Raw genomic sequence first — 14,740 nt, forward strand, 5'->3', positions numbered from 1 at the left:
AACCGTAGTTGACTAATTCCCTCTTAGTCAACCCGAGTTGCTTGATGCCGGAACGTTGCCGCCCCAGAGAAGACCAGGGCACGGCGCGGCCGTCGGCGAGATCACGGTGAGGCGCAGGCCCGGGAGAGATCGCGGTACGGCGCCGCCACCGGGAAGGGGGGCCAAGGCGCCGCCGCCGGCGACGGTACGGCCGCCGAGACCGCCGTACGGCGAAGCGGGCCGGCCGAGGAGATCGCCGTAGGCGAAGCCGACCGGCTGAGGGAGGTGTCATGACCGCCGGGCCGGAGGGCCCCGGCGCGGGTCAGGCGTTGATGACCATGCCGGGGGGCACCAGCAGGAAGACCTTGTGCGCGATGCGGTCCATGTCCCCGCGCCGGCCGAAGACCAGCCCGGCCGCGAAGTCCACCAGCGGCTTGGCGTCGGCGTCCGACATGCCTGTGAGGTCCATGACCACCGGCATGCCCTTGCGGAAGAAGTGCCCCACGTACAGGACCTCGTTGTAGTCCTGTGGGCGCAGCGTCTTCACGTACGACATGTCGGGCCTAGGGCTGGTGAAGGCCCTCGGCTTCTCGTGCTGGTCCGGACCGCCGGTCTCCACGTCTGCCACGTCGCCGACGCTAACACCCGCAGACCGGCCGTAGCGATCACATCGGTCAAAACCCCTCTACAGCGGCGGAGTGACTAGGAGAGGCGTCATACCTCTGCACTAGTGCGTGGGCACTCCGCCGAGCACGTTCTCCCGGCCCCACGCGCCGAGCGGCGCCAGCGCCTCGTTGAGCGACACGCCTAGCGGCGTCAGCGAGTACTCGACGTGCGGCGGCACCTCGTCGTAGGCCTCCCGGTGCACGACGCCGTCCGCCTCCAGTTCCCGCAGATGGGAGGCGAGCACCTTCTCGCTCACCCCCGGCAGCAGCCTGCGCAGCTCGCCGAAGCGGCACGGCCGCTGGTTCAGCGCCCAGAGGATCAGCACCTTCCACTTGCCGCCGATGACGTCCATCGCCGCGTCGATGCCGCACACGTACGTCCCCGGCCTCCGCGCGGTCGTCATGGTCCATCCCTCCCGCCTGCTCCCTTACCCCGGCGTAACCACCCACTTCACAGTGCGTACTTGATCGTTCCGGGGGCGGTCGCAAGTGTAATCGCCATGGATGACGACACTTCTGACAAGCCCCGGCTCACCCTCCTCGGGCTGGGCGCCATGGGCTCCGCGCTCGCCCGCGCCTGGCTGGCCGCCGGGCATCCGCTGACCGTGTGGAACCGCGGTCCCGGCCGGGCCGCGCCACTCGCCGCCGAGGGCGCGGCGGTCGCGCGGACGGCCGCCGGGGCCGTGGCCGCGAGCGGTCTCGTAGTCGTCTGCCTGCTCGACCACGCCTCGGTGGACGAGGCCCTGGCCGGCGCCGACCTGCGGGGCAAGGACCTGGTCGACCTCACCACCGGCACCCCCGCCCAGGCCCGCGCCCGCGCCGCCTGGGCCGAGGACCGCGGCGCCCGTTTCCTGGACGGCGGCGTCATGGCGGTTCCGCCGATGATCGGCGTGCCCGGATCGGGCGGCTACGTCCTCTACAGCGGGTCCCGCGCGGTCTTCGACGCCCACCACGACGTGCTGGCCGTACCCGCCGGCACCAGGTACGTCGGCCAGGACCCGGGCTCGGCCGCCCTCCACGACGTGGCCCTGCTGAGCGCGATGACCGGGATGTTCGCCGGGGTCTCGCACTCCTTCGCGCTGATTCGCGGGGGCGGCCTCCCGCCCGGGGAGTTCGCCCCGCTGCTCGTCGGCTGGCTCACCGCCATGGCCCCCTACGCCTACCGGGTCGCCGACCAGTTGGAGAGCGGCGACTACGCCAAGGGCGTGACCTCCAGCCTCGCCATGATGGTCCAGGGCAACGCGACGCTGCTGCGCACGGCCGAGGAGCAGGGGGTCAGCGCCGAGCTGCTGACCCCGTTCACGGCCCTGATGGAGCGCCGCCTCGCCGGCGGCCACGGGGACGAGGGCACCGCGGGCGTGATCGACCTGCTCACCCGCTGAGACGCCGCGCGCCCGCCGTGGAAGGGACGGTCACCGGGTGGCCGCCCAGGCGGTGAGGAGGGCCGCCTCCTTGTCCGGGGCGAGACCGTGACTACTCCAGCGCGGGTAGCGGGCCCGCAGGGCCGCCTCGTCGTGACCTTTGATCCAGTCCCAGGTGTCGCGCACGGTCTCGGCCACCGGACGGCAGCGCAGCCCCGCGGCCTCGGCCTTCCCGGCCGAGATCTTCCACACGCCCGCCGCGTCGGGCTCGGCCGGTAGCCACAGCGGCATCTCGACCCACGGCTGCACGTCCTGGCCGGCGAGGAAGCGGTCGTCGACCCACACCAGCTCGGCGTCCGAGCCGGTCACCTCGGCGCACTCGGCCAGCCACCGCCCGAAGGTGGTGTTCCCGGGCGGGCCGGTGGTGATGAACCGGTCGCTCACCCCCTTCTCGGTCTGGTCGAGGGTGAACACCGCGATGTCACGGGCGTCGATGAGCTGCATGCGCGTCTCGGGGTCGCCGGGGGCCAGCACACGGCCGCCGCGGGCGATGCGGAGCAGCCACGACGGCAGGCGGCCGACGTTCTCCCACGGGCCCAGGATCAGCCCCGGCGCGATGATCAGCGCGGCGCCCTCGAAGTAGCGTTCGACCGCCCGCTCGCACCCGGCCTTGAGCACCCCGTAGTCGCCGTCCTGCGGGCCGGCGTCCGGCGAGCACTCCCACAGCGGCGAGGACTCGTCGGCCGGCTGCGCGGGGTAGCTGGAGATCGCCGAGACGGTGGAGATGAACGTGTAGGTGCCGGCATGGCCGGACAGGGCGCGGGCCGACTCGGCGACCACCTTCGGCGTGTACCCGCACACGTCCACGACGGCGTCCCACTCGCGCCCCGCCGCCAGCACCCGCAGGTCGTCGGGGACCTCCCGGTCGCCCCGGACGGCCGTCACCCCCGGCCGGTCCTCGCCGGAGCGCCCCCGGTTGAACGTCGTGACGTCGTGGCCGCGGCGCAGCGCCTCTTCGACGATGGCCCGGCCGAGGAACACCGAGCCACCGATCACCAGAATCCTCATGTCCACCACTGTCGCCCCCTGCGGCCGCCGCGCCGCACGTTTTCACGGTGAGCGGATCTCCGGCCGGCCGCCGGAGCGCGCCGTTCACCGTGAGCGATCACCGCCGGCCGTCCGCCGCGGGCGGCGCCCGCCGGCCGTGCGCGTCGCCCTGGGCCGTCCGCGCCGCGGTGGGCCTGTCCGGTCAGCGGGGGCAGGTGGTCACAGGGGAGAAGCCCTCGCGGTCCAGGACGTGCACGCGGGCCGCGCCGATGTCGAAGTACAGGCCGACGAGCTGCACCCGCCCGGAGTCCACCAGCCTGGCCACCGACGGGTGGGTGCGCAGGTTGTCCAGCTGCTGGGCGACGTTCACCCTGCACAGCCGGTCGAGCGGCCCGTGGTCCTCGCCGGCGGGGTCGGACAGGATGTAGCGGGCGAGCGTGTGGTCGCCGTGCCGCAGCCAGTTGCCCAGGCCCGGCAGGGCGCCGATGTTCTCGCCCCCGCAGAGCAACGCGGCCATCGCCCCGCACCCCGAGTGGCCGCACACCGTGATCGTGGAGACGTTCAGCGCCGCGGTCGCGTACTCGATGGCCGCGACCACCGAGTCGTCCGGCGGGGCCGCGCCGTGCCGGGGCACCAGGTTGCCGATGTTGCGCACCGTGAACAGGTCGCCGGGACCGCTCGCGGTGATCAGGTTCGGGACCACGCGGGAGTCGGCGCAGGTGATGAACAGGTGCGAGGGCTCCTGCGTGCGCGCCATGCGGTTGAGGAAGGGACGCACCAGGGGAGCGGTGCGCCGCTGGAAGTCCGCGGTGCCGGCGAGCAGGTCGGGCACGGCGCCCCCGTGCGGGCCGGTCTCGTCGCCGCCTTCCCGGGAGGGCATCCAGGTCTGCCCGTGCCGTACGGGGATGCGCGACAGCGGGCCGCCCCGCCGGTACGCACGGGGCAGCCACCAGCGATCCGGCGCTCGCGGCGGCGTCTTGGCCGCCGACACCCGCGTCCCGCTCGCGGCCGCCGTGGTGTACCACTGGTCGTGGATCTCGTCGATGGCGATGGTGCCGCCGCCGCGCTCGTGCTCCAGACGCCAGCCGTGCAGGGCCTCGAAGGCGGCGTTGTCCATGAAGTCGACGTTGAGGTCGAGATCGACGGCGGCGCCCGCCGGGATGGCCCGCAGGCTGGAGGTCAGGGACGGCACGCCCACGAACGTCAGCGACCCGGTGACCACGACGTGCCAGCGGTCGTCCGGCTCCAGCCGCACCTGGATCGACACCCGGGTGAGGCGCCGCAGGGCGAACAGCGCGGCCAGGCCGAGGCCGAGCAGCACCCCCTCGGCCAGGCCCACCACGACGACCGCGCCCATGGTCAGCACGTAGATCGGCAGCTCGCCGTGCCCGTGCAGGCCGCGGACGGTGCCCAGGTTGACCATGCGGACGCCGATGAAGACGAGCAGGGCCGCCAGCGCCTCCAGCGGGATCAGCGTGACGCACCACCCGAGGCAGACCGCGAACAGCAGCACCCACACGCCGTGCAGGGTCGCCGACCACCGGGAGCGGGCCCCCGCCCGCACGTTCGTGGTGGTGCGGACGATGACGCCCGCCACGGGCAGGCCGCCGAGCGCCCCCGAGACGAGGTTCGCCAGGCCCTGGCCGGTCAGCTCGCGGTCGAGGTTGGCGCGCGGCCCGTCCTGCAGGCGGTCGGCCGCCACGCAGCAGAGCAGCGACTCGACGCCGGCGAGGAGCGCGACCAGCAGCACGGCTCCGGCGATGCCGTGCCAGTCGCCCGTGGGCGGCGCCGGCGTCGCCCAGTCGGTGAACCCCCGCGACAGGTCGGCGCGGGCGACGTCCCAGCCCAGCAGGCCGGCAGTCAGCGCGGCGATGGACAGCGCCGCCAGCGGGGCCGGGACCACGTTGACGCGCGGCAGGCGCGGCCACAGGACGAGAAGGGCGATGGTGAGCACGCCCACCGCCACCGCGTGGCTGTGGTTGTCGGCGATCTGCGCGGGCAGCTCCAGGATGTTCTCCACGGCCGACCGCTGCGGCTGCCCGCCGAGCACCACGTGGAGCTGCGACAGGGCGATCACCACGCCCACCCCGGCGAGCATGCCGTGCACCACCGCGGGCGACACCGCGAGCGCCGTGCGGGCCACCTTGAAGGCGCCGAGGACGACCTGCAGCGCGCCCGCCATCAGGGTGATCATGCAGGTGGCGCGCCAGCCGTAGGTGCGCACCAGCTCGGACACCACAAGGGCCAGGCCGGCCGCGGGCCCGCTGACCTGGACGACCGACCCGCCGAGCGGCCCGGCCACCAGGCCGCCGACCACCGCCGCGACCAGGCCCGCGATCAGCGGCGCGCCGCTGGTGACGGCGATGCCCAAAGAGAGCGGGATGGCGACCAGGAAGACCACCAGCGAGGCCGGAAGGTCGTGCCGGAGCACCGATCGAATACGCTGAGTCTTACTCTCGTCACATTCTGTATGCCCGGTCATGCTGTGACCATACGACGCGGCGGCCGGCCGATTAAGGCTTTGGCCGCCGCGTTTTCCATCTACCGATGGAATGCTGGGTGATCAGCGGTAATAGTCGGGATAGTCGGTGTCGGTGGGCCGGCGGTGGCCGCCACGTGACGGCGTGCCCTTCGACGACTGGATGGTCGGGTCCTCGGTGCCGCCCGCCGCCGTGCCGTACAGCTCGCCGTAGGAAGGCCAGCTGCCGCCGGTGTTGTTCTGCCGGGGCTGCGCCCACGACCCGGACGTGGCGCCGGAGGAGGAGGCGCGATCGGCCTCGTAGCCGCCGCCGTAGCCCTGCCCCTGCCCGCCCGGCCCCGGGCGCGCGTCGTCGCCCCTGGCCGGCCGGCCGGCCGGTGCGTCATACGCCTGGGGGCCGCGGGAGGAGCCGGTGGGCATGCCCGCCGGAGGAGTCGGCCCGCCGGCCGCGTCGGAGTCGTCGATCGTCGCCCACCCCGGGCGCACCTCGTAGGACGGGGCGCTGGGCCCGGCCGGCGTCCCCGCCGCGTACCCGTCGTAGGAGGGCAGCTGGTAGTCCGACGTCTTCCAGGTCTCGCCGGAGGAAGCCGCCGAGGACGCGGGCCCGTCCAGGATGTCGTAGGAGCCGGCGGCCGGGTAGGCCGGGCGGGCCGGCCATGACTGGTCCGCCGCCGGTGAGGCGGGGAACTCGCCGGTGGCGGAGTTCGGGGTCGAGCCGCGGGAGTCTCCCGCCGCCCCGAACGAACCGGACACCGGATGCGGGCCGGTGCCGCGCGCGGAGCCACCCGCCCGGGGGGCCTCGTAGGAGCCGGTCGAGGAACGGCCCGCGTCGAAGGGGCCGGTCGCCGCGCGGGAACCGTCCGGGGGGCCGCCCGGACGCGACCCGGTGGAGTTCGCACCGGCCTGACGGGAACCTGGGCCGGTGGGCAGCGGGCCGCGGGACGTCGCCGCCCCGGAGACGGCGCCGCCGGACGGCGCCCTGCCCGCGGGCGAGCCGCCCAGCGGATCGCGCGAGCTCAGCGGGTCACGGGAGGCCAGCGGGTCACGGGATGCGGCGCCGCCGGACAGCGGGCCGCTGGACAGCGGGTCGTTCGCGAGCGACCCCGTGGGGTGCGCGCCCGCCAGCGGCCCGGTGGACAACGGGTCGATGCGCGGCTGGGTGGTGAGCGGGTCGACCCGAGGGCCGGTGGCCTGCGGGTCCGTACGTGCGGGCTCGGGACGGCCGTCGGCGGCGCGATCGTCCTCGGCGGGCCTGCCCGCGCCCGTGCGCCTGCGCGGTTCGGCGGGACGGCCCGGAGCCGCGGGACGGCCGGGGTCGCCGCCGCCGGACTCCGGACGCCGCCGGGGCTTGGCGCGGCCGGTGTCGGTGATGCCCAGCGGGTCCGCCGGGTCGGGACGCGAGCCGCGGCGGGTGCGGCCCGGCGACTGGGCCGAGCCGATGGCGCCCAGGACGTCGCCCGCCGAGGCGGCCGCGACCGCGCCGGGCGGCGCGGCTGGGGATGACGGCGCGGGGACCGGGGCGGAGAAGGCGACCGTGCGGTCGGCGGCCGCCGCGCCCGAGGAGGACGGCGGCGCGCTCGCGCGCGAGGGCTCCGCCACGCCCGAGCGGCCGGGCGAGCGAGTGGGAAGGGGCGCCTGGACGGTGGCGGCGTTGGCGTCCACCTCGTCCTTGTCCTTCGGCGCGGGGGGCTTGGCGGCCGAGGACGGGGAGGGGACGTCGGGACGGCTCGCGCCGACCCGGGCGGCGATCGTGCCGCCGAAGGCGCCGTCGTCCGCGCGGACGCGCGTCCAGTAGTCGTCGTCGTAGTCGTCGGCGTCGCCCCACTCGTCCACGCCGCGGCGTCCGCGCGAGGACGCCTGCTTGCCGCGCGGAGCGGGACGGCCGCCCGGCCGCCCGGCGGGACGGGCGCCGGCCTTGTTGCCGCCCGGCCGCAGCCGCGCGGTGGCGCGCTCGGGTTCGGTGAAGGCGTCGAAGCCCTCGGGGAAGCTCTCGAAGAACGTCTCCTCGGCGGGACGGCCGGGACGCTTGGCCGATGGGTCCTCCGCCTGCTTGGCGAGCTTCTCCAGGCGCTCGGGAGGAAGGTTGCTCTCGCGGCGGTTCATGGACCGCATGCCGAATGCAACGACCATCAGTACGAGCAGCACGACGGCGACCAGGCCGAAAATGACCGCGATCATTGCACCACCTTCATGGCCATCGCCTTCCAGTGGCGCTGAGGAGACCGCGCGGCCATCGACGCGATCTGCCCCCGTTGACCACCTGCGCTCGAGGATTGCATCTGATTCTGTCCGACCACTATGAGCGTTGTCACACCCTACGAGAAGATCCGGTATCCATTACTACCTGCGGTGCTCAGCATGTCACTCGATGTGCGCCGCCGAGAGCCGCCCGCGCGCGATCGTGTGCTGGGCGATCTGCTCCAGCGTCTCGCGGAGCCCGGCGCCGTTCTTGAGAGCGAGTTCGGCGTTCAGCGCGTACACGCTGAACCGGTAGGTGTCCTCGGGACGGCACGGAGGCGCGTAACCCACCTTGCCGTTGGAGGACAGCCCCTGCAGGGCGCCCTTGGGCACACTGTTCGGCGCGAGTTCGGTGGTGAGCGAGTCGACGTTGAACAGGACCCAATGCGCCTCCACCGCTCCCTGCGCGTTGGTGGCGTCGACCACCAGGGCGATCGACCTGGTCTGCTTCTGCGGCACGCCCGACCAGCGCAGCGGCGGATTGCCCGACTGCCCGGTGCAGGAGAACTCCGAAGGAAGGGGCGCCTGGTCGCGGAAGCGCGGGCTCGAGACGCTGAGCCCGTCCAGCGAGTTCTCGGTGGGCGAGCCGCCGCCCACGATGCCGCAACCGGCCGACAGCGCCACCGCCGTCGCCGCGGCGACGGCGATGCGTCGGTGTCCCATGCGTCCAATCCGCACGGTGTTTCTCGGCAGCCCCATGGTCGCTGATGCTACGCGCGTTCCGGGGGTGGCCTGACCCCATCGCCGGAATGGGCGGCGCCGCGAAGCGGTGGGATCGGCCACAATCGAGGCATGGATGCGGCGGCGCCCAAGACGCGCCTGAGCTTCGCGCTGCTCGGCCCGCTGGAGGTCGTTCACGACGGCGTGCCGCTCGCGATCGGAGGGCGGCGGCTGCGTGCCCTGCTCGCGTCGTTGCTGCTCAACGCCGGTCGCACCGTGCCTGTCGACATGCTCGTCTCCGCCGTGTGGGACACCGGCCCGCCCAGCGGCGCGGGCAACGCTCTACAGGCGCTCGTCTCGCGTCTGCGAGCCGCCCTGGGACGCGATGTGGTGGCCGCCGAAGCGTCAGGTTACCGGTTGGTTATATCTCCGGATCAGGTGGACGTCCACCGGTTCGTCCGTCTGGCCGCCGAAGGCCGCGAAGCCCTGGCTCGCGGAGAGGCCGCCGGGGCCGCGGACATCCTCGGGGAGGCCCTGGCGCTGTGGCGGGGCCCGGCGCTCACCGACCTCACGGTCGCCGGGGAGGCCGACGCGGAGATCGCCTCGCAGATCACCCGCCTCGAAGGGCTGCGGCTGGCCGCCGTCGAGGACCGCGCCGAAGCCGGCCTGCTGCTCGGGCGGCACGCCGATCTGCCGGCCGAGCTGCCCGCGCTCATCGCCGCCCACCCGCTGCGCGAACGGCCGCACGGCCTGCTGATGCGCACGCTGTACGCGGCCGGACGCCGCGTGGAGGCGCTCGCCGCCTACCAGGCCGCCCGCGACACCTTCGCCGCCCACCTCGGCGCCGACCCCTCGCCCGCCCTCGCCGCCCTCCACCTGTCCATGCTCCGCGGCACCCACCGAGAACCCGCCGCACCACCCCGGCGAACCGCCGGAACCGCGTCCGCTGCGATGAACCTCGCCGCCGGAGGCGAAGACGGGGGTGTCGCCGGCAGCTCGCCGCCCGTGGTCACTCAGGGCGGTGACGGTGCTCACGGCGGTGGCGGTGTCGCGGCCGGCGCGGTGGACGTGGCCGGTCATGGCGGCAAGGGGAACGAGCCGGGTGGGGCGGGGGCGCGGAGGGGCAACCTGCGGGCGCGGCTGACCAGCTTCGTCGGCCGGGACAAGGATCTGAGACACGCCGCCGAACTGCTCGGCCGCCATCGCCTGGTCACCCTGCTCGGCCCCGGCGGCGCCGGGAAGACCCGCCTCGCCGTCGAGGCGGGGGAGAGGCTGACCGGGCTCATGCCCGCGGGCGTCTGGCTGGCGGAGCTGGCGCCCGTGCGTGACCCCGAGGACGTGCCGCGCGCGCTGCTCGCCGCGCTCGGCCTGCGCGACACCGGCCGCGCCCCCATGCGCGCGCAGGCTCCCGTGCCGTTCGAGACGGCGGACCTGACCGCGACCGTGGTGGCCGCCCTCGGCCCCGGGGAACGGCTCATCATCCTGGACAACTGCGAGCACGTCGTCGAGGCGGCCGCGCGGCTGGCCGACCGCATCCTCGCCGACCGCCCCCAGGTGCGCATCCTGGCCACCAGCCGCGAGCCGCTCCGCATCGGCGGCGAGCTGCTGTGGCACGTCCCGCCGCTCGACCATGAGCACGCCCGCAGCCTGTTCGCCGACCGCGCCGCCATGGCCCGCCCCGGCCACACGCCGGACGACGAGGCGGTCGCGCGCATCTGCCGCGAACTGGACGGCATGCCGCTGGCCATCGAACTGGCCGCCGCCCGCCTGCGCACTCTGTCGGCCGGCCAGATCGCCGACCGCCTCGACGACAGGTTCCGCCTGCTCACCGGCGGCAGCCGCACGGCGCTGCCCCGCCACCAGACCCTGCGCGCCGTCGTCGAGTGGAGCTGGGACCTGCTGGACGAACCCGAACGGGTGCTCGCCCGCCGGTTGGCCGTCTTCGCCGGGGGCGCCACCTTCGAGGCCGTCGAGACGGTGTGCGCGGACGGCGTGCTGACCCGCGCCGAGGTGCTCGACACCTTGGGCAGGCTGGTCGACAAGTCGCTCGTCGCCTTCGATGACGAGCGCTACCGGATGCTCGAGACCATCAGGGCGTACGCCACCGAGCGGCTCGCGGAGTCGGGCGAGGAGCCCGGCGTGCGGCTCGCGCACGCCCGCTTCTACACCGCTCTGGCCGAGACCGCCGAGCCGCGGCTGCGCCGGGCCGACCAGGTGGAATGGCTGGCCTGCCTGTCGGCCGAGCACGACAACCTCACCGCGGCGCTTCGCTGGGCCGTCGGAGCGGACGGCCGCGACCTCGCGCTCCGGCTGGTCGGCGCGCTCGGTTGGTACTGGTTCCTCATGGGACGCCGCACGGAGGGCGCCCAGCGGGCCGCGGAGGTGATGGCCCTGGTGGAGGGGGCCGACGACGCCGGGCCGCGCGAACGGGCGGTCGCCATGGCCGTCCAGGGGATCCTCATGGCGGGCGGCACCACCCAGTGGCGGGAGTCCGGGGACGTTCTGGAGAAGGCGCTGCGCCTGGCCAGGTCGTCGGTGGTGCGTCCCTGGCCCGCGATGCTCTCGCTCGCCGAGCCGGTGCTGGCCCTGTTCGTCACGCACGCCGCAGGCCCCGGGCGGCTGCTGGGCGAGATGTTCGGCGACCCCGACCCGTGGGTGGTGGCCTCCGCCCACCTGCTGCGCGCGCACCTGCGCTACAACACCGGCCGCCTCGCCGAAGGAGAGGCTGATGTGCGGGCCGCGCTCGAAGGCTTCCGCGACGTGGGCGACCGGTGGGGCGTCAGCACCGCCATGGCCGCCCTGGCCGAGGTCAGCACGCTGCGTGGGGACAACGCCACCACCATTGCGACGATAAGCGAGGCGCTGACCCTGGTGGAGGAGATCGGCGCCGTGGAGGACACCCCGTACATGCGCACCCGGCTCGCGATGGCCCTGCACGCCTCGGGCGACCGCGCCGCGGCCCACGCGGTGCTCGACCGCGCGATGGACACCTGCCGCATATCGGGTGACCTCATGGCGGAGTCGGGGGTGCACAGCGTGCGCGGCGACTTCGCCCGCGAGGAGGACGACCTGCCGCTGGCCCGGTTCCACTACGAACGGGCCCTGGCCCGCGCCTCCGACGACCTGATGCCCGCGCCGTTCCGCGCCGTGCTGCACTCGTCCATGGGACTGCTCGCCGAACAGGAAGGCGAGCCGAAGGCCGCCCGCGAGGCGCACGCCGAGGCGCTGCGCCTCGCCTGGTCGACGCACGACGCAGGGGCGCTCGGCCTGGCGCTCATCGCCGTCGCCGGCCTGGTCGTGCGCGAGGACGCCACGGCCGCCGCGATGCTGCTCGGGGCCGCCGCCCGCGTACGCGGCCTCGACGACGTGGTCGGCCACGACCACGTCCGCATCGCCGGCGCCGCGGTCGCCGCGCTCGGCTCGCAGGAGTACCGGCTCGCCCACGAACGAGGCCGCGCCCTGCCCCCGTCCGCCCTGCGCACCCTGCTCGACCGCCACCTGCACCCACCCCCCGCCCTAGCCCCCGACCCCTGACCCACCCCACCCCCGACACCCCCGGGTTCTACGCCCCCGTGCTCGACTGCCGTGCCCGACGTCCCCGCGTCGGGCGTCCCCGTGGCTCGACGTCGTGGTGTGGTGACGAGGGGGGAGGAGGACGCGGGTGGCGGACGCTCTGCTGCGGGTCTCCGCTGGGATGGCGGCGGAGCCTCGGCCCGGATCTCAGCCGCGGGAGCGGAAGGCGCGCAGGGACAGGGGGGCGAAGACGAGGGCGATGCCGAGCCCCCAGGCCAGCGAGATCGTCGCGTGGCCGGCCACCGGCCCACCGCTGAGCAGGCCGCGGACCGCGTCGGCCAGATGGGTGACGGGGTTGACCTCGACCCACCGCTGCAGCCATTCGGGCAGCGTCTTGGTGGGGACGAAGGCGTTGGAGGTGAAGGTCAGCGGCATCATCACCGAGAACGCGATGATCTGCACCTTCTCGGGCTCGGAGGCGGTCAGGCCGATCAGGACCGACAGCCAGGACATCGCCAGGGCGAAGCCGAGCAGCAGGGCCAGCGCGCCCAGCACCCCGGCGAACCCGGTGTGGACGCGGAACCCCAGCACGGTGCCGAGGCCCACGAACAGGGCGAACGCCCACACCTGCTTCAGCGTGTCGGCGACGATGCGGCCGGCCAGCGGCGCCGACCGCGCGATCGGCAGGCTGCGCAGCCGGTCGAACACGCCCTTGTTGATGTCGGTGCTCAGCCCGATGGCGGTGGTCAGCGTGGCGAACAGCATGTTCTGCACCACCAGCCCCGGCAGCGAGAACTGGAGGTACTCGGAGGTGGACCCGGAGATCGCCCCGCCGAACACATAGGTGAACAGCAGCAGGAACATGATGGGCTGCACCGACAGGTCCAGGAGCTCCATCGGGTTGTGCTTGATCTGCACCAGGCTGCGCCAGGCGAGCGTCATGGTGTGCCGGAACGCGGCGGCCGGGCCGACGCGGGCGGCGATGGCGGGCGCTGGAACGGCATCGGTCAGCGTGGTCACGCGGGCACCTCTTCCTTCTGCTCGGTGTGCCGCGCGGAGGCGTCGTCCTCGACGGCGCGGTGGCCGGTCAGGGCCAGGAACACCTCGTCAAGGCTGGACTTGCGCAGGCTCAGCTCGGAGGCGACCACACCCAGATCGTCCAGGCGGCGAACGATCACGGGCACCACCTTGGGGTCATTGACGTTCACGGTCGCGAGGCCCCCGCTCACCTCGGGCCGCGCCCCGATCACGTCGGTGATCACATCGGCCACCAGCCGCATGTGCTCGCCGAGCAGGGGCCGCACCTGGAGGACCTGCGCGCCGGTGGTGGCCTTCAGCTCGTCGGAGGTGCCGGAGGCGATGACGCGGCCGTGGTCGAACACCACGATGTCGTCGGCGAGCTCGTCGGCCTCCTGGAGGTACTGCGTGGTGAGCAGCACGGTGACGCCCTCGGCCATCAGGCCGCGCACGACCTCCCACAGCTCGGTGCGGCTGCGCGGGTCGAGGCCCGTGGTCGGCTCGTCCAGGAACAGCACCTGGGGCCGGCCGACGAGGCTCGCCGCCAGGTCGAGGCGACGGCGCATGCCCCCCGAGTAGGTCTTGGCGGCGCGCCCGCCGGCGTCGGTCAGGTCGAACCGTGACAGCAACTCCTCGGCGCGCCGCCGCGCGCCCGCGCGGGAGATGCCGAGCAGGCGGCCGATCATCACGAGGTTCTCCACGCCGGTCAGCGTCTCGTCCACGGCGGCGTACTGCCCGGTGAGGCCGATGAGGGAACGGACCTTGTGCGCCTCGCGAGCCACGTCGAACCCCCCGACCGACGCCCGGCCCGCGTCGGGCCTGAGCAGGGTCGCGAGGATCCGCACGGCGGTCGTCTTGCCGGCGCCGTTCGGGCCGAGAACACCCAGCAGCCGGCCTTCGGGGACGACGAGATCGACCCCGTCGAGCGCGCGCGTCTCGCCGTAGTGTTTCACCAGGCCTTCCGCCTGGACCGCATATCGCATCGCTTCGAGCTCCTCAAGTGAAGGGGAAAGACCGTCACTCTCGGCTCGCGGCCCGGGTGACTGACCAGAATTCTGCTGGACGGCACTGACATTTCCCTGAGGACCGACCATCGCCCGGCTCCGGCCGCTGACAGATCGCTGACACCGCCACGTCCGCGCGATAGGGGATCTCGTTAGGCTGGGGGCGTGACTGCTCCCCTGCGTGATCCCGCTCACCGCGTCTCGCGCCGCGCGATCACGCTGTGGCTGCTGGAGGCGCTCGTCGGGTACGTCCTGCTGGTCGGGGGCACCGCTCTGGTGGCGTCCTGGATCTCCGGTTCCGGCTGGTCCTGGGTGCCGCTGTGGATCCGCGAGCACATCTGGTGGCTGCCCGGGGTGCTCGGCGTCGTGGAGCTTCCGTTCATAGTGATCGAGCCGCTGTGGCGGTACGCCGTCCACCGATGGGAGTTCGCGGACGACGTCGTCTACGCCAGGTCCGGGTGGTTCAGCCGCCAGTGGGTGTTCGTGCCGGTCAGCCGCATCCAGACGGTGGACAAGGAGCAGGGCTGGTTCGAGCGCCTTCTGGGTCTGGCCACGGTCGAGATCCGCACGGCGTCCTACGCCGGTTCGTCGACCATCAAGGGCCTCGACTTCACCGTGGCGGCCCGGCTGGCCGAGGACCTCGCGCACCGGGCCCACGAACTGAGGGACGACGCCACTTGACCGAGGATCCCGCTCCCCGCGACGAGCCGTCCCAGCCCTCGCACCGTCCCGTCCCCCCAGGTCCGGCCGGTCCGGCCGGTACGACTGACCCCGCCA

Annotated in this window: 11 protein-coding genes; 3 read left to right on the forward strand and 8 right to left on the reverse strand. The window is 73.9% G+C overall.

Annotated features, from left to right (window positions below):
* Positions 1-301: 301 nt before the first annotated feature.
* Positions 302-607 (reverse strand): cell division protein SepF, encoded by a 306-nt coding sequence (locus ACFQSB_RS03655; RefSeq protein ID WP_354850960.1) that lies wholly within the window; start codon positions 605-607, stop codon positions 302-304.
* Positions 608-706: 99 nt separating this feature from the next.
* Positions 707-1,048 (reverse strand): winged helix-turn-helix transcriptional regulator, encoded by a 342-nt coding sequence (locus ACFQSB_RS03660; RefSeq protein WP_380824209.1) that lies wholly within the window; start codon positions 1,046-1,048, stop codon positions 707-709.
* 96 nt (positions 1,049-1,144) lie between these two features.
* On the opposite strand from ACFQSB_RS03660, the gene ACFQSB_RS03665 reads away from it, so the two are divergent.
* On the forward strand, positions 1,145-2,026 hold the full coding sequence (locus tag ACFQSB_RS03665; RefSeq protein ID WP_380824210.1) for an NAD(P)-dependent oxidoreductase: 882 nt from the start codon (positions 1,145-1,147) through the stop codon (positions 2,024-2,026).
* A gap of 30 nt (positions 2,027-2,056) precedes the next feature.
* On the opposite strand, the gene ACFQSB_RS03670 is transcribed toward ACFQSB_RS03665, so the two are convergent.
* The 4 genes from ACFQSB_RS03670 to ACFQSB_RS03685 all read right to left on the reverse strand — a co-directional run bounded on the left by ACFQSB_RS03670 (position 2,057) and on the right by ACFQSB_RS03685 (position 8,432).
* Positions 2,057-3,073, reverse strand: a complete 1,017-nt coding sequence (locus ACFQSB_RS03670) for an NAD-dependent epimerase/dehydratase family protein (RefSeq protein ID WP_380824211.1) — start codon at positions 3,071-3,073, stop codon at positions 2,057-2,059.
* Between the two features lie 181 nt (positions 3,074-3,254).
* Positions 3,255-5,534 carry a SulP family inorganic anion transporter gene (locus ACFQSB_RS03675; RefSeq protein ID WP_417774564.1) on the reverse strand — a complete coding sequence of 760 codons (2,280 nt, stop codon included), beginning with the start codon at positions 5,532-5,534 and terminating at the stop codon, positions 3,255-3,257.
* A gap of 81 nt (positions 5,535-5,615) precedes the next feature.
* The gene (locus ACFQSB_RS03680; RefSeq protein ID WP_380824213.1) at positions 5,616-7,709 is read right to left on the reverse strand and encodes a hypothetical protein; all 2,094 of its coding nucleotides are present in this window, start codon (positions 7,707-7,709) and stop codon (positions 5,616-5,618) included.
* Positions 7,710-7,892: 183 nt separating this feature from the next.
* Positions 7,893-8,432 (reverse strand): YbhB/YbcL family Raf kinase inhibitor-like protein, encoded by a 540-nt coding sequence (locus ACFQSB_RS03685; RefSeq protein ID WP_380824214.1) that lies wholly within the window; start codon positions 8,430-8,432, stop codon positions 7,893-7,895.
* 129 nt (positions 8,433-8,561) lie between these two features.
* On the opposite strand from ACFQSB_RS03685, the gene ACFQSB_RS03690 reads away from it, so the two are divergent.
* On the forward strand, positions 8,562-11,963 hold the full coding sequence (locus ACFQSB_RS03690; protein ID WP_380824215.1) for an AfsR/SARP family transcriptional regulator: 3,402 nt from the start codon (positions 8,562-8,564) through the stop codon (positions 11,961-11,963).
* Between the two features lie 186 nt (positions 11,964-12,149).
* Here ACFQSB_RS03690 and ACFQSB_RS03695 read toward each other — a convergent pair whose 3' ends face one another.
* Both ACFQSB_RS03695 and ACFQSB_RS03700 read right to left on the reverse strand, forming a co-directional pair.
* A complete protein-coding gene (locus ACFQSB_RS03695; protein WP_380824216.1) occupies positions 12,150-12,962 on the reverse strand; it encodes an ABC transporter permease in 813 nt (270 codons plus the stop codon).
* Positions 12,959-13,942: an ATP-binding cassette domain-containing protein gene (locus ACFQSB_RS03700; protein WP_380824217.1), complete on the reverse strand. Its 984-nt coding sequence runs from the start codon at positions 13,940-13,942 to the stop codon at positions 12,959-12,961. Before ACFQSB_RS03700 ends, ACFQSB_RS03695 begins: the two co-directional genes overlap by 4 nt.
* A 186-nt stretch (positions 13,943-14,128) precedes the next feature.
* Here ACFQSB_RS03700 and ACFQSB_RS03705 point away from each other — a divergent pair, with 186 nt between their 5' ends.
* Positions 14,129-14,644, forward strand: coding sequence for a PH domain-containing protein (locus ACFQSB_RS03705; RefSeq protein ID WP_354850989.1), 516 nt, complete (start codon positions 14,129-14,131; stop codon positions 14,642-14,644).
* Positions 14,645-14,740 lie beyond the last annotated feature (96 nt).

Origin of the sequence: Sphaerisporangium rhizosphaerae (assembly GCF_042665155.1) — a bacterium.
Lineage (GTDB): Bacteria > Actinomycetota > Actinomycetes > Streptosporangiales > Streptosporangiaceae > Sphaerisporangium > Sphaerisporangium rhizosphaerae.